General features: G+C 68.7%; 16 protein-coding genes. 3 read left to right on the forward strand and 13 right to left on the reverse strand.

Annotated features, from left to right (window positions below; genetic code table 11):
* Positions 1-74: 74 nt before the first annotated feature.
* The 3 genes from QGN17_RS03435 to QGN17_RS03445 are packed head-to-tail and all read right to left on the reverse strand — an operon-like array spanning position 75 to position 2,967.
* Positions 75-782 carry a hypothetical protein gene (locus QGN17_RS03435; protein WP_281043120.1) on the reverse strand — a complete coding sequence of 236 codons (708 nt, stop codon included), beginning with the start codon at positions 780-782 and terminating at the stop codon, positions 75-77.
* Positions 779-1,918: an N-acetylglucosamine-6-phosphate deacetylase gene (nagA, locus tag QGN17_RS03440; RefSeq protein WP_281043121.1), complete on the reverse strand. Its 1,140-nt coding sequence runs from the start codon at positions 1,916-1,918 to the stop codon at positions 779-781. Before nagA ends, QGN17_RS03435 begins: the two co-directional genes overlap by 4 nt.
* Complete coding sequence (locus tag QGN17_RS03445; protein ID WP_281043122.1) at positions 1,918-2,967, reverse strand: SIS domain-containing protein; 1,050 nt, start codon at positions 2,965-2,967, stop codon at positions 1,918-1,920. Before QGN17_RS03445 ends, nagA begins: the two co-directional genes overlap by 1 nt.
* A 150-nt stretch (positions 2,968-3,117) precedes the next feature.
* Here QGN17_RS03445 and ptsP point away from each other — a divergent pair, with 150 nt between their 5' ends.
* Both ptsP and nagE read left to right on the forward strand, forming a co-directional pair.
* Positions 3,118-5,637: a phosphoenolpyruvate--protein phosphotransferase gene (ptsP, locus tag QGN17_RS03450; RefSeq protein ID WP_281043123.1), complete on the forward strand. Its 2,520-nt coding sequence runs from the start codon at positions 3,118-3,120 to the stop codon at positions 5,635-5,637.
* 13 nt (positions 5,638-5,650) lie between these two features.
* Positions 5,651-7,351, forward strand: a complete 1,701-nt coding sequence (gene nagE, locus QGN17_RS03455; RefSeq protein ID WP_281043125.1) for an N-acetylglucosamine-specific PTS transporter subunit IIBC — start codon at positions 5,651-5,653, stop codon at positions 7,349-7,351.
* 14 nt (positions 7,352-7,365) lie between these two features.
* Here nagE and QGN17_RS03460 read toward each other — a convergent pair whose 3' ends face one another.
* Together QGN17_RS03460 and QGN17_RS03465 are read right to left on the reverse strand one after the other, a co-directional pair.
* A complete protein-coding gene (locus tag QGN17_RS03460) occupies positions 7,366-7,926 on the reverse strand; it encodes a cytochrome b (RefSeq protein WP_281043126.1) in 561 nt (186 codons plus the stop codon).
* A complete protein-coding gene (locus QGN17_RS03465; protein ID WP_281043127.1) occupies positions 7,926-9,074 on the reverse strand; it encodes a catalase family peroxidase in 1,149 nt (382 codons plus the stop codon). Before QGN17_RS03465 ends, QGN17_RS03460 begins: the two co-directional genes overlap by 1 nt.
* 315 nt (positions 9,075-9,389) lie before the next feature.
* Between QGN17_RS03465 and QGN17_RS03470 the strand changes: the two genes are divergently transcribed.
* Positions 9,390-12,842 (forward strand): DUF3857 domain-containing protein, encoded by a 3,453-nt coding sequence (locus QGN17_RS03470; RefSeq protein WP_281043128.1) that lies wholly within the window; start codon positions 9,390-9,392, stop codon positions 12,840-12,842.
* Positions 12,843-12,873: 31 nt separating this feature from the next.
* Here the strand turns inward: QGN17_RS03470 and virB11 are convergent, their stop codons facing one another.
* Genes virB11 through QGN17_RS03510 form a run of 8 tightly spaced genes read right to left on the reverse strand, consistent with a single transcriptional unit; the run spans position 12,874 to position 20,474 of the window.
* On the reverse strand, positions 12,874-13,851 hold the full coding sequence (gene virB11, locus QGN17_RS03475; RefSeq protein WP_281043129.1) for a P-type DNA transfer ATPase VirB11: 978 nt from the start codon (positions 13,849-13,851) through the stop codon (positions 12,874-12,876).
* Complete coding sequence (locus QGN17_RS03480; RefSeq protein WP_281043130.1) at positions 13,848-14,912, reverse strand: TrbI/VirB10 family protein; 1,065 nt, start codon at positions 14,910-14,912, stop codon at positions 13,848-13,850. Before QGN17_RS03480 ends, virB11 begins: the two co-directional genes overlap by 4 nt.
* Positions 14,909-15,697: a TrbG/VirB9 family P-type conjugative transfer protein gene (locus tag QGN17_RS03485; protein ID WP_281043131.1), complete on the reverse strand. Its 789-nt coding sequence runs from the start codon at positions 15,695-15,697 to the stop codon at positions 14,909-14,911. Before QGN17_RS03485 ends, QGN17_RS03480 begins: the two co-directional genes overlap by 4 nt.
* The gene (locus QGN17_RS03490) at positions 15,694-16,893 is read right to left on the reverse strand and encodes a type IV secretion system protein (RefSeq protein ID WP_281043132.1); all 1,200 of its coding nucleotides are present in this window, start codon (positions 16,891-16,893) and stop codon (positions 15,694-15,696) included. Before QGN17_RS03490 ends, QGN17_RS03485 begins: the two co-directional genes overlap by 4 nt.
* A complete protein-coding gene (locus tag QGN17_RS03495; RefSeq protein WP_281043133.1) occupies positions 16,890-19,289 on the reverse strand; it encodes a VirB4 family type IV secretion/conjugal transfer ATPase in 2,400 nt (799 codons plus the stop codon). The genes QGN17_RS03490 and QGN17_RS03495 overlap by 4 nt, the downstream gene beginning before the upstream one ends.
* Entirely contained in the window at positions 19,286-19,561 is a 276-nt protein-coding gene (locus QGN17_RS03500) for a type IV secretion system protein VirB3 (protein WP_281043134.1), read from the reverse strand. Before QGN17_RS03500 ends, QGN17_RS03495 begins: the two co-directional genes overlap by 4 nt.
* Positions 19,561-19,869: a TrbC/VirB2 family protein gene (locus QGN17_RS03505; protein WP_281043135.1), complete on the reverse strand. Its 309-nt coding sequence runs from the start codon at positions 19,867-19,869 to the stop codon at positions 19,561-19,563. Before QGN17_RS03505 ends, QGN17_RS03500 begins: the two co-directional genes overlap by 1 nt.
* A complete protein-coding gene (locus tag QGN17_RS03510; protein WP_281043136.1) occupies positions 19,866-20,474 on the reverse strand; it encodes a lytic transglycosylase domain-containing protein in 609 nt (202 codons plus the stop codon). The genes QGN17_RS03505 and QGN17_RS03510 overlap by 4 nt, the downstream gene beginning before the upstream one ends.
* Positions 20,475-20,639 lie beyond the last annotated feature (165 nt).

The following is a 20,639-nucleotide window of genomic DNA, read 5'->3' on the forward strand; positions in this document are numbered from 1 at the left end:
TGGTATTGTTGACGTATTATGACAACTTGATCAAGCCCTCATCTCGGAGCCTGGATCCGTGAAAAGTCGGCGGTTTACCGTGGGGTGAAGGTGAAATTGCGCACCACCACCTCGGACGGCACGAAACCGATCGGTTCCTTCCCGCGGAACTGCCAGAGATTGATTCGGGTCTTCTCGTTACCCGGTGTCGGCACGCCTGCAGTCAGGTGGGTGTGGCCGATGATGTGATTGCTGGCCTTGTCGGTGACCGTGCAGTCGAATACGCCGGGCGCCCAGCTGAACTCGATGATCCAGCCCTGCCTGCCTTCGCCCGATGCGAAGCGGCCATAATGGTCGGGCCGGTCGTCGGCCGGCTGCACCGAGCATTGGATGTTATCGGTGCGTCCGTCGCCCCAGCGCGAAAGCTCGATGTCGATCTCGCGATTGGCCTGCGCGGGGTCGAGATCGTAGGTGAACAGGCCGAACACGGCGTTGTCGGCGATTGCGTTGGCGCCGGCCGCGATGTCGAAGCGGTAGGTGCCGTAGCCGAGCGATTCCCGCGAGACGATCTCGGTCGATTCCCAGCGATAGTGGCGATAGGCGATGGTGAGGTGCAACGCGCCGTGGTCGTCGACGAAGACGGCCTTGCGCGCATCGGTGAAGACATTGGGGCCGGGGCCGGCGGGATCCCCGTCGCTGCTCTTGATGTCCCAGATGCGGCCCGCGAAATCGAGCGAGCGTGCCCCGCCGGCGGAACTGGCGAGCAGGGCGGCGATGCAGGCCGCGGTCGCCAGCGTCTTCATGTGCCGATCTCCCCTCCGATCCAGGTCGAGACCACGCGCCCGTCGGCGTCGAGCGCGACGAGATCGGCCAGCCGCCCCGCCTCGATCGACCCCATGCGATCGCTCACACCGAGGAAAGCGGCGGGGGTGGCCGATGCCATCATCGCGGCCTCCTCCAGCGTGACCCCCAGCATCGCCACGGCATTGCGCACCGCCGTCGCCATATCGAGATGCGAACCCGCCAGCGTGCCGTCGGCGGTGGCGCAGACGCCGTCTCGCACCTCGACGCGGCGGCCACCGAGATCGAACCAGTCTTCGGTGCTGCCCACGGTCGGCATCGCGTCGGTCACCAGCATCATGCGTTCGATCGGCTTGCAGCGCATCGCGAGGCGCATCGTCGTCGGCGCGACATGGCGGCCGTCGACGATCATCGGACAATAGACCGCATCGCGTTCGAGCGCGGCGCCCACCAGACCCGGTTCGCGCCCGGTCAACTGCGACATTGCGTTGAACAGATGGGTGACGCCGATGGCGCCGGCATCGAACGCCGCCGATGCGGTGGCATAAGGCGCGTCGCTATGGCCGAGCGCGACCACGGCGCCTGCTTCGCGCAACGCCCGGATCAGCGCCGGATCGGCGCGTTCGGGGGCCAGGGTGATCAGGGTCACGCCGCCCTTCAGACTGGTCAACAGCGCGACATGCTCGGGCGCCAGCGTGCGGAAGAAGGCGGGATCGTGGACCCCCTTGCGATCGGCGCTGAGGAACGGCCCCTCGATATGGATACCGATCACGCCGGGCACACCCTCCGCAATCGCCTGCTCCACGGCAGCGATGCCGCGTGCCACCGTGTCCAGCGTGTCGCTTATCAGGGTCGGCAGGAAGGCGGTGGTGCCGAAGCGGCGGTGTGCTGCGCCGATGCGCCGGATCGCGGCGACGCTGGTGTCGGCGTTGAACAGCACGCCGCCGCCGCCATTGACCTGGCTGTCGATGAAACCGGGGCAGAGCGTGGCGCCGCCCAGATCGTGGCGGAGGACGCCGTCGGGCACGGCATCGTCCGGCGCCAAGGCGGCGATGCGCCTGCCCTCGACGATCACCGCCTGCCCCTCGACGAAGCCGCCGGGCGTGAGCACTCGACCGTTGACCAGGGCGATCGTCATCACAGCGTTTCCGTCACCTTGGCGAGGTGCGGCGGACGATCGGGATCGCGCCCGCGCGCCGGGGCCAGGATGCTCGCCGCCTTGTAGAAGCCGACGATCTGCACGATCGGCTGGAGGAGCGGGTGGACGACCGGGCCGGGCAGCATCGTCGTGCCGTCGATGCCGGTGCCCGCCACGAACACGCGTGCGCCGCGATCGCGCAGCGTGGCGAGGGTGTCGCGGGTGGTCGCCAGCGAGGCGTCGTCCTGCGCGAAGGCGAGGATCGGATAGCCCTTGCCGGCCAGCGCCGCCGGGCCGTGCAGCACCTCGGCCGCGCTATACGCCTCGGCGTGCAGGCCGCTCGTCTCCTTGAGCTTCAGTGCCGCCTCGCGGGCGATCGCATAGCCGGCGCCGCGGCCCAGCGCGAACAGGCTGGAGGCATCGGCCAATGCCTCGACCAGCGGCGACCAGTCCGCCTGCCACGCGTCCGACAGCGCGTCGGGCAGCGCCTCGATCGCCAGACGGAGCACCTCGTCTTCGGACCAATGTGCGACCAGCAGCGCGAAGGCTGCGACCGAAGCCACGAAGGACTTGGTCGCGGCGACGCTGCGTTCCGGCCCGGCCTCCAGCGGCACCAGGGCATCGGCGGGCGCGGCGAGCGGGGACGCGGCGTCGTTGACCAGCGCCAGCGAGCGCGCGCCGCATTGCCGCGCGAGATCGACCATCGCGAGCAGATCCGGGCTGCGCCCCGATTGCGACACGGCGATGCAGATCGCCCCCTGCATTGCCAGCGGACGACGATAGACCGAGCCGACCGACAAACCGGCCGCGCCTGCTACGATGCCGAGCCGCTGCTCGATCAGATATTTGCCGTAGACGCCCGCATGATCCGAGCTGCCGCGCCCGGCATGGAGCGCGAAGGCGGGCGGCGTGCGGCGAAGCTCGGCGGCGATCCCGGTGATATGGGCGCCTTGCCGCGCGATCAGACGTGTCACCGCCTCGGCCGATTCAGCCGCCTCAGCCGCCATGCTGCTCGACGGCGCGGTATCCCACGATATGATGTTGCTCACGATCACCCCGCTTCCGAACAGACAATACCGGTAAGATACCAATGATCGCTTGTAAAGCTGATTTGGTCGGATACTATGCTCATATTCCACCAGGGGGTGCGGGGCAAAAGCGAGATGTCATATTCTGGTACTGGTTCTCGCGCGGATGATGTGATCGTCACGGCGCCTTGCGCGGGCTGGGTCGGGCCGCTGGCCGATGTCCCCGATCCCGTATTTGCGGACGGCATGATGGGCGCCGGCGTGATGATCGATCCGGTTGACGGCATCATCGTCGCGCCGTGCGATGCCACGGTGATCGCGCGCGCGGCGAGCGGCCACTCTGTCACGCTCCGCCTTGCCAACGGAGCGGAGTTGCTGATCCATGTCGGCATCGACACCGTCGCGCTCGGCGGGCGGGGTTTCGCCGCGCTGGTCGAAGCCGGGGCGGGCGTGTCGAAGGGTGATCCGCTGATCGGCTGCGATCTCGATGCGATCGCGCGTGCAGGGTGCAGCCTGCGGACGCCGATCATCGTCATCAACGACGGCTTTGTCGTCGCGCCGCTGGAGACGGGCCGAATGGTCGCGGCGGGCGATCCCCTCTTCACCGTGGTGAGCGAGACCGGCGTCTCGACCGTTGCGGCGGCCGATACGGCGGCGCGGATCGCCGAAGTGGCCGTCCCGCTCGCCCACGGTCTGCACGCACGGCCGAGCGCGCGCCTCGCCGCGATCGTGCGGGGCCATGATGCGGACGCGACGGTCCTTTGCGGCCCCCGCAGCGCCAACGGCGCCAGCGTGGCGGCATTGATGGCGCTGGGTGCCAGCCTGGGCGACACCCTGCGCATCGAGGCAAGAGGGGCAGACGCGGAAGTGCTGCTCGCCGCGATGATAGCGGCGATCGAATCGGGACTCGGCGAGCAGCCGGCGGCGATCGCGGCGCCTGTGGGCGAGGAGGTGTCCGCCGCCGTGGCCGTGGCGCCGGCGCTCCTGCTCGATGGCAGCGAAGTGCTGGCGGGTGTCACCGGCGCTGCCGGGATCGTGATCGGCATGGTCCGCCAGTTGCGTGCCGCCCAAGCCGCGCTTGATCGACCGGCAGGCTCTCCCATCGACGAACGCTCGGCTCTGGATGCGGCCCGCACCGCCGCCGCCGCGCGCCTCCATGCACTCGAAGACGAGGCCAGTCTTGCGCAGCGCGACATCCTCGCCGCGCACCGCGCCCTGCTCGACGATCCCGATCTTGCCGCACGCGCAGACGGCGAGATCGCCGCCGGCGCCTCGGCCGCGCAGGCGTGGCGCGCCGCCTGTCGCGCGGCGGCGGCGGCGCTTGCCACGCTCGACAATGCACGCCTGCGCGAGCGTGGCGAGGATCTGCTCGATGTGGAGCGGCAGGTGCTGACCATGCTGGCGGGCGGGGCAGAGGCTGGCGAACGCTATCCGGCCAACACCATCGTGGTCGCCGAAGCATTGCTGCCCACCGAATTTCTCGATTGCGCGGCGCGGGGCGCGGCGGCGATCTGCACGGTGGGCGGCGGCGCTACTTCGCACGTCTCGATCCTGGCCGGCGGCATGGGAATCCCCGCGCTCGTCGCCGCCGATCCCCGCGTTCGCCTGATCCCCGACGGCACCGCCGCGATCCTCGACGGCGATCGCGCCACGCTTCATGTCGCGCCGACCGAGACTGCGCGACAGGACCTCGCGACGCGCATCGCCGACCGCCGCCGCTTCCATGATGAAGCGGTGGGTCGCGCCGCCGAACCGGCGGCCACCCGCGACGGCACGCGCATCCTCGTGCTCGCCAATCTCGGCGATCCGGGGGGCACGCCCGGCGCGGTGAAGGCGGGGGCGGAAGGCTGCGGATTGCTGCGCAGCGAATTCCTGTTCCTCGATCGCGCCGCACCTCCCGACGAAGCCGAACAGCGCCGGCAGTATCAGGCGATTGCCGATGCGCTGCCGGAGGGCGCGCCGCTGGTGATCCGCACGCTGGATATCGGCGGCGACAAGCCGGTGCCCTTTCTCGACATGCCGGCCGAAGAGAATCCGGCGCTCGGCCTGCGCGGCATGCGCCTGTCGCTGCGGCACCCCGAATTGCTGCGCACCCAGTTGCGCGCAATCCTGGGCGTCACCGGCGCGCGCGGCGTCCAGACGATGCTGCCGATGGTGATCGATGCAGAGGAATTGCGCGCCGCCCGCATCATCTTCGAGGAGGAACGGGCGGCAGCTGGCCTTGACGACGCGCCACTCGGCGTGATGGTCGAGACGCCGGCTGCCGCCCTGCTCGCGGACACGCTGGCGCCCCATGCCGACTTCTTTTCGATCGGCACCAACGATCTGACCCAATACGCGCTCGCGATCGATCGCGGCAGCGTGCCGCTCGCACGGCAGGTCGATGGCCTGCATCCGGCCGTGCTGCGGCTGATCAAGTCCTGCTGCTTCGCGGCGGCACGCGCGGGCAGGCCGGTGAGTGTCTGCGGATCGCTGGGCGGCGATCCGCTGGCGGTGCCGGTGCTGATCGGCCTCGGTGTCGCGCGCCTGTCCGTGTCGGCGGGGCGGATTGCGGCCACCAAGGCGGCGGTGCGCGCGCTGGTGCTGGACGATTGCCGGCAGTTTGCGCGCGAAGCCTGCGAGATGGCGAGTCCGCAGGCGGTGCGGGAGGCGGTGCGTACGCGCTGGCCCGAACTGGAAAATTGGGGCTGAGGAGAGAGACAGGATGTTCGCGAAGCTCAATCTCTCGCTCCAGGCGCTTGGCCGGACGCTGATGCTGCCGATCGCGGTGCTGCCCGTGGCGGCGCTGATCCTGCGGCTAGGGCAGGACGATCTGCTGGGTCTGCCTTTCCTCGCGGCGGCGGGATCGGCGGTGTTCGCCAATCTGGGGCTGCTGTTCGCCGCCGGCGTCGCGGTCGGCCTCGCGCGTGAAAACCACGGTGCTGCGGGACTGGCCGGCATCGTCGCCTTCCTGATCGCCAGCAACGGCGCGCAGGCGCTGGTGGCTGTGCCGCATACGGTGGGGGCGGGGCTGGATGCGGCGAGCCAGGCCCTGGCGGTGGCGGATTTCCGAGCCAAGTCGATCGCGCGCCTCGGTGTGCCGCTCGGTATCCTGTCCGGTCTGATCGCGGGGCTGCTCTATAATCGCTATGCGACGATCCGGGTACCGGAGTTCCTGTCCTTCTTCGGCGGTCGTCGCTTCGTGCCGATCGTCTCGGGCCTTGCCGGCGTCGGCCTTGCGCTGGTGTTCGGCTATGCCTGGCCGGCGATCGGCAGCGCGATCGACGCGCTCAGCACCGGTCTCGCACATGCCGGCTGGATCGGCATGTTCGTCTATGGCGTGCTCAACCGCCTGCTGCTGGTCACCGGTCTTCATCATATCATCAACAATGTAGTGTGGTTCATCGTCGGCAGTTACGGCGGGGCAACGGGCGACCTCAATCGCTTCTTCGCCGGCGATCCGAGCGCGGGCGGCTTCATGGCGGGGTTCTTCCCGGTGATGATGTTCGGCCTGCCTGCCGCCTGCCTCGCCATGTATCGCGCCGCACGGCCGGAGCAGCGGGCCGGCGTGGCGGGCATGTACCTGTCGCTGGCGCTGACATCCTTCCTGACCGGCGTGACCGAGCCGATCGAGTTCAGCTTCATGTTCGTGGCGCCCGTGCTCTATGCGCTCCATGCCCTGCTCACCGGCGCGGCGATGGCGCTGATGAGCCTGCTCGACGTCCATCTTGGCTTCGGATTCTCGGCGGGGCTGCTCGATTACATGCTCAACTACGGGCGCGCGACGCATCCGCTGCGGCTGATCCCGGTCGGGCTGGCTTATGCCGTCATCTATTACGGGATATTCTCGTTCGCGATCCGCCGGTTCGATCTCAAGACGCCGGGCCGCTCTCCCGAGGCGGATGGCGCCCCGATACGTGACGGCGGTATTTCCGACCGGGCGCCACTTTTCGTCACAGCGCTCGGTGGAGCAAACAACCTCAACCGGGTGGAGGCCTGCACCACCCGGCTGCGTATCCAGATCGCCGATTCGGCACTGGTCGATGAGGCGGCGCTGGGCAAGCTCGGCGCACGGGGAGTAATCCGGCCCGGACCCGGTTCGCTGCAGGTGGTGCTCGGGCCGGTGGCCGATCAGATCGCCGGCGAGATCAATGCCGTGCTGGGCGGGCGACGCGAAGCGAAACCGGCCGAGGTTCCACCGCAAGACTTGGTTCCGGACGGCCCCGCCTCAATCGACGCCAGGCTGCTCGGCATGTTGGGCGGCGCGGGGAATATCGAGGATGTCCACCGCACCCGCGATCGCACGTTGATCACCTTGCGTAGCCCGGTCGCGGTGGCTCCCCGCATCGAGGGTATCCCCGATGCGCGCGCGATCGCGATGATCGATCCGCTGCACGCGCACCTTCTGCTGAACCCGGCCCGCTGACCCCTCCGTCGGCGTCAGGCCGGACCGCTCGGTCGGCGTCGCCCCGAGCGGAGCGTCGCCATGCTCCCGAACACGCCGTCGCGGAACACGAAGGCGTGCATCAGCGCCGCGCCGAGATGGGCGAGCACGGTGAGGAAAAGCAGGATGGCGAGGACCGTATGCGCCTCTCGCAACACCGCGTAGAGGCCGAGATCGTGCGGCACGATGGGCGGCAGGTGCAGCGCGCCGATCAGCACGATGGGATAGCCGCCCGCCGACAGCATGCTCCACCCGACGATCGGCACGGCGAACATCAGCGCGTAGAGCAGGTAATGAGACAGGTGCGCGACGGCCTTGATCGGCACCGGCATGGCGGCCGGCAGCGGCGGGGCAGGGTTGAACAGGCGATAGACCAAGCGGATGGCTGCCAATGTCAGAATGAGAATACCGAGCGGCCGGTGGATCGCGACGAGCGCGCCGTAATGGGTGTCCGACGAGACCATGCCGATGCCGATGAACAGCATCGCGACGATCATGGCCGCCATGACCCAGTGCAGCAGCCGGGCGAAGGCGGAGAAGGGGGGCGAGCGGTCCATCAGCGGACACTCCCGGCGCTGGAGGGGAAGCGGACGGCGCTCACGGGCGCCGGTTCGCCGGCGCGTCGCCGGAAGGATTGCGCATAGGCGGCGGACCGCGCGCTCAGGATCGGATCGTCCGACGGCCGGATGCCGTCCGGCAGGATCAGCGGATCGAAGGTCACGTCGCGGCAGGCGCCGTCCGCCTCGTCCTCCAGCCGGTTCACCGACAGCACGCCGAGCTGGACCTGACGGCGTCCCGCGGGCCAGGCGATCGAGGGATCGTTGGTCGGATCGCCCGGCTGCCCGATCGTCGCCACGAGGCGCCAGCGGATCGGCCCCCTGTGTATCCGGTCGAGCAGGGCCGTGAACTGGGCGTTGGGATCGCCGGCCGGCTTCGCGGCCGGCTTGGTGCCCGGCGGCGGCGGGGTTGGCGCTGCCTGGAAGGGATCTTCCGCCACCATGCTCCACCGCACGGGCGTCGAGCGGCCATCGGCATTCACGAAGACGAAGGCGTCGAGGCTGTTGTAGCTGGTGTTGGCGAAGGCCGAGGCAAGCGGCGTCGCCTTGATGATGGCGATGGCGCGCGCGCTGGCCGGGTGGCTTGCGAGGAACGCCTTCATGCGGGCGGGATCGGGCTTTCCGGTCTTGGGATCGGGCGTCGCGGCGGCGAGTTGGGCCGTGAAGTCCTGTACGTCGGGGACCGGGAAGACCGGGATGCCGTTCATGCCGGTGCGCCAGAACTGGCCGTCGGCCTGCGTGAAGTTCACCGCCATGCTGTGCACGACGGCTGGCATATCAGGGAGAGCGGGTTGTCCGTTGGCGATCGCGAAGCGGCCGAAGATCGGCGTCCGACCGGGAGCGAAGAGCTTGGCCCTGGACAGTTCCCGGCCGCTGCCATCACTCTCGAACCAGCCGCTGAAGCACACGCCCTTCGGGTGGTTGCGGCGGAAGCCGGGGTGCAGGCCGTTGGTCCGCTCGAACTGGTCCACGATCCGCGCCGGGGTCAGCCGCGATGGCGAGAGCCAACCACCGACATAAGCGAAACCGGTCGCGGCGCCGGCGAGCAGGATGCCGATCCCCGCCACGGCCGTCAGGTTCCTCGGGGCCAGCAGACGTTCGATCCGGTAGGTCTCCGCGTCACCGGCTGGTGCGTTCCGCTCATCCATCAAAAGCGTCTCCTCGGGTCACGGCGTGCATTCATGCCGGAAGTGCCTTGCTGTTCGCGCAACACGACGCGGCAGTTACGCCTCCACATCTCTTTTTGACGGACGCAGACCGTAATCAGCCTGGGGTGAGGCGTATCGCGGGTCGTGCCCGCCGTCCATTGCCGGGACAAGCGAGGGATGACGACGGATCGATCAGACAAACTTGTGTAAATCCAAGTGACACAATAGAATTCGCTCGGGGATACTGGGGCGGGGGCAGTCTGTAGCGTGCTTGCATATTTGAAACGGCCGTTGGTGCCGGCGGCTGTCATTCTGATGGCCAGCTTTCTCGCGATTCCGGGCCATACGGCCGACAGCGGTGCCGCGACCGCGCCGGACACGAAGCTCTCGATGTCGGCGCGAACGATTCCGGCCGAGCCGGTGCCGTCATGGATACGCGAACGCACAATCCCCGAGGCGACCAAGGCGCGGCTGGACGGCGCGCAGGACGGCATCGCCTATCTGCTGAGCGATGAGCAGTACCGGACCCGCGCCGATGGCCACGACAGCTGGTTCCGCCTGTCGACGGAGGTGACCAACCGCAGCGGACTGGAAGCGGCCGGCCAGATCTCCATCACCTACGATCCTGGGTTCGAGAGCGTGGGTGTCAACTTCGTCCATCTGATCCGCAACGGCAAGATCATCGATCTGACCGGCAGCACGCAATTCCGCGTCGTCGAGCATGAGGAGGATCTGGACGACGGCATCGTCAGCGGCACGCTCAAGGCCATCGCGAACCTGCCGGATGTGCGGGTGGGCGACATCATCGATTATGCGACCACCACGCATACACGCACCAGCCTGTGGCCGGGCCATGCCTTCTACCACCTGTCGCAGCGTTATTCCGATCCCTTGGCGATGCGCGCGCTGCGCTTCGTCTGGCCTGCGGGAATGGCGCCCGACGTCAAGGCGATCAACAGCGACGTCTCCGTCGCCCGGCATACCAGCGCCGACGGCACGGACTGGGAGTGGACGGCCATCGATCCGCCGGCGATGCAGGCGGAGGACGACGTTCCCTACACGGCGTTCCAGTGGGGCCGCATCGACATATCGACGATGAAGGACTGGGCGGAACTGGCCCGGTGGGCGACAGGTCTTTATCAGGGCGACGAGAGCCTGCCCCAGGACTTCTCCGCGCGGCTGGATGCCATCGCGAAGGCCTTTCCGGCGCCCGGCGACCGGCTGACGGAAGCCGCCCGCTACGTGCAGGACAATATTCGCTACGTCGGCGAGGAGATGGGCGAAGGTTCCTATGTGCCGCGCCGCCCCAGCACGGTGCTCGCGCGGGGATATGGCGACTGCAAGGACAAGAGCCTGCTGCTCGCCGTGGCGCTGCGCCGGCTGGGTATCGACGCGGTGCCGGCGCTGGCCGCCACCAAGACGGGCGATCGCCTGCCGGACAGGCTGCCGTCCCCGCTCGACTTCGATCATGTGGTCGTGCGCGCGGTGATCGACGGCAAGGTGATGTGGATCGATGCCACCGGGACCCATCGCGGCGGACGCGGTACGGCGATCGTGCCGGCGGACTTCGGCTATGCCCTGCCGATCCGCGTCGGCCAGACCGGGCTGGAGCATATGGACGGCTATGCCACCCATGTCGGCGACGTCAGCATCGTCGAACAGTTCAGCGTCGATGAAACCTCCGCCACGCCGCTGACCCTGCATGTCGAGACCCGCTCGACCGGTGCGCGCGCCGACAGCAGCCGCGCGACCTGGGCGGCCAGCTCCGTGGCGAAGATCGCGGACGGCAACGTCGAATTCTACCGCCGACGTTTCCCCGGACTGGTCGAGAGCAAGCCGCTGCAGTTGAGCGACGATCGCGACGGCAACACGACGACGATGATCGAGAATTACAGCATGTCGCGGGACGCGTTCGCCAAGGCTGGCATCCTCGCGAAGATGATCACAAGGGCCTATTTGCTGCAGGGCGTGCTGCCGGATCGGCAGCCCAATCCGCGCGTCCAGCCGCTCGGCCTGAACTATGATCTGGTGGACGAGCAGACCATCGACCTGCACGTCAAGGGCCGGGTGCTGGACCCGATGGCGGACCTCGATACCAAGGCGGGGCCGATCGCTTTTTCCCGCCACACGACGAAGCTGCCCGACGGCTTGAGGATGGTCTACCGGCTCGATACCGGCCCCCGCTATTTCGTGTCCGCGAAGGATGCCGAAGCGGTCTACGCCGTATCGGATCGGATCAAGGACGAGACCGGCATCGAATTCTATCTCGACAAGTCACCGCAGGCCGCACCCGTCCCGCAAGGTATCGACGCTGCGAGTTGGGAGCCGATCCGGCCCGACATGGCGAAGGCGGGCGACCTCATGCAGAAGACCGATCAGCCTTCCAAGTTGGCGGCGCTGTCGCTGCTGTCCGCCTTGTCGGACAAGGTGGCGCATCCTTCTGCCGTTGCCGGCCTGATCGACGGGATGAAAGGCGCGGTTCTCTCCGACCTGCAACGGCCGCAAGCCGCGCTGGCGGCGCTGCAATCCTCGGCCGCGCAATATCAGGGCAATGCCGCCATCCTTCGCCTGTGGATCGCCTACGAACTGGATCTCGGCACCGGCGAGTCCGTGGCCGCGGCGATGCAGAAAGTGGCGAAGTCGCAGCCCGATGCCCTCGCGGGGATCGATCGCCAGTGGGTGCGCATCGCGATGCAGAAGGTGCAGAAGCTGCCGTCCGCGAAGCGCGAGGCCGCGCGCGGCGACATGTGTATGGCGCTTGCCGGCGTCGGCTGGCAGCAGCAGCCGCGCACCGATTTCGGCGATGACACACTCGGTTGCGCGATCACCGCGGAAAGTCTGCGCGGTGATCTGAGCGATGCGCGCGCGGGCCTCGCCAAGGATCCGCCGACAGACACGCTGGTGACCCTCGCGATCGACCGGCGCCACCAGGCGCTCTGGCCCGACATCGACCGGAACGCCGGCGACGGTTTCCGCAAGAGCCTGGAAAGCGAGGCGGACCGTGCAACCGCCGCCGCCAAGGCGTCACCCAAGGACTATGAGGTGGTGGCCCACCAGATGCAGGCACTTCGTGCGTTGGGTCGCTTCGCGGATGCGCTGCAGGCCGGAGAGGCGCTTGCCAGGGACAAGACGCAGATCGAGGTGACGGGAAACGACGCCTTCTGGCTCGTCAACGAATATGCGTCGAACCTCCGTGCGCTCGGCCGGATGGATGAGGCCATCGCCGCTCTGGACGGCCTGCTCGCGCTCGGTCTCGATCGTTACCCCGAACTCGTCTCGATGGCGATCAATCGAGACGAGATGGTGATCGCGTCCGGCCGTTATCAGGCCGGCTATGACAGCCTTTCCGATCTCGAGGCCCGTCACGCCGATCAGCTTTCCTCCTACGGCAGGATGTGGGTGTGGGCGAACGAGGATTGTGCGCTGAGAGCGCTGGGGCGCAACGACGACGCGAAGGCGACAGAAGCCAAGCTGGCGACCAAGCCCGACGATAATTGGAGCGCGGCCACCGCCGCTGCTGCGTGCCGCAACGACAGCAATGCCATCGCAGACATGCTGGTGGCGCGCTTGCGGGACGATGCTGCGCGACCCATGGCGCTCGGTCTCTTCATCACCTTCGAGGGACGGGAGGCGCACACCCCATTAGAGACCGCGATGCGCGCGGCGGTCGCCAAGGCCCGCGCGGTTCCGGAAGTTCAGGCGGAATTCCGGAAATATGGCCGCGCGATCCGCTATGCGGGGACGACGAAAGGATGGAGCGAATTCTGACGGTCAGCCGGTGGCGTGACGTTCTTCGCGCTCAGTGGCGATCGCGTGAAATCCATTCGAGCGCCGTGATCCCGCGCCGGCCGTTCGCACGGCCGAGCTGGACGATGACGTCGATCATCGATCGCGCATAGGCAAGCGTATCGGCACGATCGAGGCCGAGCCCCGCCTGCATCACCATCAGCGCCAGTTGCTCCAGCGCACCTGCCGGCGAGCTTGCGTGGATGGTGGAGAAGGAGCCGGGGTGGCCGGTGTTGATCGCACGGAGGAAGCTCACCGTTTCGCGGCCGCGCAGTTCGCCGACGACGATCCGGTCGGGGCGGAGGCGCAGCGCCGCGTGCAGGAGGTCGTCGGTGCCGATGCGGGCCTCGCCCAGTTCGCCCTTCACCGCGACGAGGCCGAGGCTGTTGGCGTGGCGCAGCCGGACTTCGGGTGTGTCCTCGATCAGCACGATACGCTCGTCCGCCGGCACTTCGCGCAGCAAGGCGTTCAGGAAGGTGGTCTTGCCGCTCGACGTGCCGCCGGAGATCAGGATCGTGCGCCGGTCGCGCACCGCCCGTGCGAGGAAAGCCACGGGATCGACCTGTGGATCGGGCATCGGCTCACGGGTGGCATCGGTCAGGAGCGGGCCGTGGTCATAGGCCGAGAGAGGGAGATCGACGAGGCGGTGGCGCCGGATCGCCAGCGCCCAATGCGCGCGCGTCGCGGAGGGCGCCACGAACTGCACGCGCGCGCCATCTGGCAGCACGGCGGAGAGCAGGGGGCGCTCGCGGTTCACGCCCTGGTGGCTGATCCGCGCCACCTGTTCGGCGAGGCGCTGGAGATGGCGGTCGTCGATTTCGGGCAGCGCGACGCGGCTCATGCCCGCGCCCGCCGCTTCGACCCAGATCTCGCCGGGGCGGTTGACGAGGATCTCGGTCACGTCCTCTCGCGCGAGCCAGGGCTTGAGGGGGGCCAGATAGGCGTCGAGATAGACGCCGCCGCTCACCGGCAGGGCCTCGACGCTGCTCATCCGGCGTTGGAGGCGGTCGAGAAATCGAGATCGCGCGCGGTGAACACGCGGATCGGCTGACCTTGCAGCACCTTCACCGTGGGGGCGATGTTGGTGTCGCGCTCCGCGGCGACCGAGGCCGCGCTCTGCCCGCCCGACACGATCACCGATGCGTTGCCCGCGATCGACGACAGGCCGCCGACGACGGAGAGCAGAACGGCGGAGCTGAACCGCTTGAAGAAATGGCTGTCGACCTTGCCCGTCAGGCCGGACTCGCCGGAAAAATCCACCGCCGGAGAGCCGAGCGCAATCGAGACGCCATCCGGCCGGATGAGGCGCGACCAGATCACGTAGGCGCGGGTCTGTCCGGAAGAGAGGCCGGACTTGTATTGGCCGACGAGGCGCGAGGAGCGGGGGATCAGCACCTTGGTGCCGTCGAACGATTTCACGTCGCGGCTCACCACCGCGCGGACATAGCCCGGTAGATCGGTGTCGATCGCGGTTTCCAGCACAGCGGGGATCAAGGTGCCCTGCGCGATCGTGTTGGACGGCGACGTCATCGGCTCTGCGGTGGCGACGTCGGACGAGCCGCCGACGCGCAGCGCGAATTGATCGTTGTCGTCCAGCTTGTCGTTCGCCGTCTTGCCCGGTGTCGGCGCGGGGGTTGCGGCGGCAGCCGGCGTGGCCGGGGCCTGCGAATTGTCGAACACCATCGCAGGCGAGGCGGCGGCGGCGATGGCGGGGGCCGATACGGTTGGGGTGGGCATCGGCAGCGGCAAGACGGCTGCGGGACGCGGCGGCGCGACCGGCGCGGGAAGTGCCGCGACCGGGCCGGCGATCAAGGGCTGTGGGGCTGGCGCGGGCGTCCGGTGGGCGCTCATCGACCAGAAAGTGACGCCGCCGAGCAGCACGGCGATGCCGGCGCCAGCCACCAGGCCGAACGAATCCGATTTCCGGCCGCTCTGGGCGACCAGCGGATAGGCGTTGCGACTTGCGAGCTGCAGTTCGCGCGGCTCGGTGAGGAGGCGGGGGTCGCTGTCCTCGATTGCGCGGAGCAGGATGGGCTGGCGGGTCGTGGTCATGGCCGGGCGCTCGCGGTCTGAGCGCCCGCCGGCGGTGTCGCATCGGAGGCCGGGTGCGGGGCGGGGGTGAGCGTCGCCACGAGCTTGCCCTGGCGCAGCACGAGTTGCGGCGGCACGCCGTCCACCACGACATATTCGCCCTGCACGCGGTAATTGACCGGCCCCTCCTGCCCGTCCGGCTCGCGCTGGAGGATGGCGGGCATCGAGGCATCCTTCGGCCAGGCGAGCCAGGTCGACTTGCCGTCGTCGAAGGCGCGCATCGGCAGGATCTGCTTCGATCCGCCGGTCGCCCAATCGAAATGGAGATCGGCGGGCGTCGCCTCAGGCACCTTCTCGGCAACCTGCGGCGCCGGTTCGGCGGGGGCGGGCGGCGGCGCGATTGCGATCGCCGGCTTGGGGCTTGGCGGATAGGTGAAGCGCATGACGTAGACCGGCGTCCCCATCGGGGTCGAGACGAGATCGAACAGGTAGGTGCGGCGATCGGTCACCACCGTCATGTTGGTGCGCGCGCTCGGCATCATCGGCTTCACGAAGACGATCGAGGCATGCTTGTTGGGCGTCACCTGCCAGCTCGCGGAATCGCCGATCGCGATGTTGTCGATATGCTCGTCGTCGCCGAATTCGATTGTGGACTGGATACCGGTGTGACCGTGCACCGTCACGATATCGCTGGGATTGTAGAGGCGCGTGGCAATGCGTGGATCCTTCGCCAGCAGCGGCGTGGCGACCAGAGCGGCGTATGTGGATGCCGCGCCGAGCGCGGCGAGGGGCAGGAAGCGAATCATGACAGGCGGGCCTTGACGGGAGTCTCGGGGCGGGCGCGGAAGCGGCTGCCGACGCCGTCGAGACGGCGATCGGCGCGCGGTGCGGGAAGGGCGGTGGCGGGCGCCATGCCCATCACCACGGTCTGCGTGCGGGACGGGGCGGTGCCGGGCGTGGAGGTACTGCTCTCGGACGGGGGCAGGGCCGCCAGCATTCCGCGTACCCGCTCGCTCGTCGGGCGGGCGCCGCCGTTCGTATCGGGCAGGACTGGCGGCAGGATCGTGGCGGGCGATTGCGAGGCGGCAGCGGGCGTTGCGCCCTCGGCCTGCAGGAAGGGGATGCGCCAGCCGGCGACCAGACCGCTCGCGACCCGCGCAACCATGATCATCAGCGCGGTGTAGACGCAGGCGGCGAGGAACAGGGCGGTGGCGCTCTTGCTGGCGACCTCGGTCGAATCCATCAGCGCGTCGCGGATCAGCGGGGTGATGAGGCTGATCGCCGCGCCGCCGATCAGCACGGTGAAAAGCGGTGTAAGCGCACTCGACACCACCGCCTTCAGCCAGCCCTCGAACAGGCCGCGCGTGGCGGGGAAGATGGCGAGTACGATAAACACGGGTCCCAGCGCCAGCAGGGCCGCCAGCGCCACCTTGGCGGTGACCAGCACGCCGACCGTGCCGACCAGCAGCATCAGACCGGAAATCCACATCATCCCCTGCGGCGACAGGATAGAGATACCGGTGGAGGAAGCACCATTGCCGGTCGCGTTGGCGGCCGCGACGGCATTCTGCGCATTTTGCTGATGGGTGCTGTCGGCGATCGCCTGGAAGACGACATCCAGCTTGTCGGCGAAGGCGGCGGTGGCCGATCCATGGGTGCCGGCGATGACGGATGCGAGTTGGTCCGGCGCGCCGACCGCCAGCATCCAGATCACGTTCTGGTAGGCGAGCCACGATGTCGCGAAGGTCAGCACCATGCCCAGCGTCAGCATACGCGGCGTGAGCGAACCGATACCGAGCCGGGTACGGCCGGTCAGCAGGCCGATCGCGAAGATCGCGACGTAGAGCGTCAGCAGGATGGTCAGCGCCGGGATCAGCGCGCCGTGATCGCCGAAGAGGCGACCGAAGGCGATCTGGGTGCCCTCGCCGGTGCGGCAGTCGATCGCGCGGAGCGCCTGCGCGAGACCGCCGGTCTCGATGTCGAGGGCAGGGCAGGCGTTCACTCGGCCGCTTCCGAATAGGCCGGTTCGTCGCCGGTGACGGGCCATGGCGTGCCCGTCAGCGCCTCGAACCAGGCGGCGGGCGCGTCGCCCAGCTCCTCCCGCAGGCGATCGAGCTTGCGCACGCTCGCCTCGCGGCCGGAGAGCACCGTCAGCAGGTCCGGTTCGCCGGCGAGATCGAGCCGCGCCACCACCGAATGGTTGGCATGGCGGACGAGGAAACAGCGGCTGTGTGCGGGCAGCTGTCGGATCAGCTCCAGCTCGTGGTCGGAAAGACCGAAGCCCTCGCAATAATCCTCCGGCCGGGCGCGCGGATTGGGCGTGAAGATCATCGTCGCGGTCTGCTCGACGATCGCCGCCGATATGCGGCTGTCGAGCGCATCACGCGCCGATTGCGTTGCGAAGCCCACCAGCGCGTTGCGTTTGCGCAGCGTCTTCAGCCAGTCGCGGATGCGCGCGGCGAAGACCGGATCGTCGAGCGCCTTCCAGCCCTCGTCGATCAGGATCATCGTCGGCTCCCCGTCCAGCCGCTCGTCGACGCGGTGGAACAGGTAGAGCATGGTCGGCGTGCGCAGCGTCGGGCTGTCCAGCAGCGCCGTCATGTCGAAGCCGAGCGTCCGCGCGTCGAGATCGAGCGCGTCGACCGCGTTATCGAACAGCCAGGCATGTTCGCCGCCGTTGATCCACGGATCGAGGCGCGAAGCGAGGTCGCCCGCCTCGGGCCGGCGCGATCCGCTCAGCAGCTCGCGGAAATAGCGGAGGCGACGGAAGCCGGGATCGGCCTCCATGCAGGCATCGACCGCACCGGCGATGGCAGCCAGCTCGTCCGGTCCCTCGGCGGCGAGCATAACGCCCAACCAGTCGCGCAGGAAGGCGCGGTTGACGGGCGTGTCGGCCAGCGCCAGCGGGTTGAAGCCGGTCGGCTGGCCCGGCTGCAGCTGCGCGTAGTGGCCGCCACAGGCGCGCAGGAAGATCTCGGCGCCGCGATCCTTGTCGAACAGGATGGTACGGGGACCAAACTTCTGCGCCTGCGCGGCGAGGAAGTTGAGCACCACCGTCTTGCCCGAGCCGGACGGGCCGATGACGGTGAAGTTGCCGAGATCGCCCTCGTGGAAGTTGAAGAAATAGGGCGTCGCGCTGGTCGTCTCGAAGACGGTGGCGGCCGGCCCCCAATGGTTGCCGTCGGGCTTGCCGAAAGGCATGCCGTGGAGCGACAGGAAGCCCGCCGCATTGGCGGTCGAGATCAGCGCGCGGCGGACGAGATAGGCCTCGTTGCCGGGGAACTGGCCCCAGAAGGCCGGCTCCATGTTGACGTCCTCGCGCGCCGCGATCGCGCCCATGTCGGCGAGTGCCGCACCGGCAGACGCCATCGCGCCGTCGAGCGCGCCGAGGTCGTCGGCGCGGACCAGCAGCGAGAGGTGATGGTCGCCGAAGCCGGCCTGCCCTGCGCCCAGCGCGTCGCGGGCGGCGAGCATCTCGCGGCGCTCGGCCCCGGCCTCCTCGTCGGCGGAGCGGAGGCGGCGGATGGCGAGGTCGATCCGCTCGCGGGCGATTTGGCGGTCGGCAGGCGCGAAGCTCTCGGTCAGCACCAGTTCGTGCGGCAGGCGCAGGATGTTGTCGATCAGGCCGGCGCGGGTGGCGTCGGGATATTCCTTCACTGAGAGCATGCCGGAGAAAGAGCGTCCCCCGGCCTGTGCCGTCTCGATCGCGTCGAGGCCGAAGCTGACGCGCGCATAGGGGATGTGGTGGCCGAGGTCGGTGTCCTCGGGCGGCAGCAGCACAGGCCGCATCTCGCCATTGTAGATGGCGGAGAGGATCTCCAGCGGCTCGGAACACAGCCCGCCGACGCCCTGATAGGTCCCGAGCTGGCGCGCGCCATAGGCCTCCAGCGCGGCCACGAGGGCGGTCGCCGCGGCGTCGAGAGCGCGGATGTCGGCGATTTCCGGCTCGGCATCCTTGCCGGCCATCAGGCGCTTGAGCTTGTCCGGCCAACCGGTCTTGCCGCGCGCGGGGCGGCGGACGATGCTCAGCACCTGCTCGTTGACGAAGAGGCGGCGCGCGTCGAGCCGGCGTTGCCAGCGCTCGTTGAGGAGCGCGGCGAACGGCTCCTCCGGCGCGCCGTCGAGCGTCACGCGCACCCGGCGTCGCACGACATGGTGATAGACCACGAAACGCGCATCCAGCACCGATCGCAGCATCGTCTCGCGCACGGCGAGATGATGGTCGAGCGCGGCGTCGTCCTCGGTCTCGAAGGGGAGGCCAGGCACCTGGATCATCCGCATCACCGCGCCGTCGCGCAGGCGCAGCGTCCGGTCGTCGAGATGGCGCGCGTAAGGCAGGCGGTCGCCTGCCTTCGCCTCCCTGGCCCCCCAGGCCGCGGCTCCGGTCCAGTTCTTCATGGCGCGTAGCTGTTGCAGCCCCAGCGCTTGTGATTGCGCACGCGGGGGCAGCGGCTGACCTTGGTCAGCCAGAGATCGAACACCCGCGGCTCGCGCAGGCAGGCGAGATAGCCGATGCCGTGGACCAACAGCGCGACGGGCAACGCCCAGAAGCTGCGGGTGATCAGGAAGGCCTCCGTCGTCACGCCCATGTTGATCACGAAGAAGCTGTAGGTGACGCCCCCGAACATCTGCGGGCGGGTCAGCGCGCGGAAGACCGGGGCGCGCTGCATCAGTGCGCCACCATCGCGGTCGACTGGATGCCCGAGACGATCGCGCCCGCGCCGAACAGCACGAAGCAGCCGATGATCACGGTCGCGCCGAACCGCCAGTTCATCCGGCCGGTCAGCATCATGAAGCCGACCATCGCGACCGCGATCACCGCGACGGCGGTGGCGACATTGCCCATCAGCGTGCCCTGCAGCCAGCCGAGCGCGGCGATGATCGGGCCGGAGCCGGCGGGGTTGGCGCCGGCGGCTTGCGCGAAGGCGGAGGAGGGCAGCAGGGCGGCTGCGAGCAGGGCGGCGATACGCTTGGTCATGGAATGGCAAGTCCTGTCGAGATGTCCGGCGTCAGCCGGTCGATGATGGTGGAGACGTAGTTGCGCGTCTCCGCGATGCGCGGCAGGCCGCCGGCGCGGATCACCCGGCCCGGCCCGGCATTGTAGGCGGCGAGCGCACGCTCGACGTCGCCATCGAACGTATCGAGCATCTGGCGGAGGTAATGCGCGCCGCCGTCGAGATTGGCGGCGGGATCCCTCGCATCGACCGCCAGCGCGCGCGCGGTTCCGGGCATCAATTGAGTGAGGCCTACGGCCCCTTTGGTGCTGACGGCGGCGGGGTGCCAGCGGCTTTCCTGCCAGACCAGTGCGGCCAGCAGGCTCGGGCTGACGCCGTAGCGGGCTGCCGCCGTCTGCAGCGGCGCGCGCAAGGTATCCGGAACCTGCGTCGGCGCGGCGATCTGCGTGACGGCAGCGGCGGGAACGAACGGAAGCGTGTCGGGCTTCTCGGCGTCGCCGGCCTTCGCGGACACCCATTGGACTTCGGCGCCCCCGCTACGGACATGGACGTCGCCCTGGTCGTCGATCTCCAGCACATCGGCATGGGCGATCGTCCCGGCGCAGAGCGACAGGATCGAAAACGCCACCGATGCCGCCCAAAGCCGCAAACCCGCCCCACTCATACACAGAAGGATGAAGCGACCGTACGCCGCCCACGCCCGATCTCGGCTTTGGATGTGACGGATCGGCGTCAGTTCGGAGACGGAATGAAGATGCGACGCGGCAATGCTTTGAGAATGATTTTCAAAGGG

This window comes from Sphingomonas oryzagri (assembly GCF_029906645.1).
GTDB lineage: Bacteria > Pseudomonadota > Alphaproteobacteria > Sphingomonadales > Sphingomonadaceae > Solisphingomonas > Solisphingomonas oryzagri.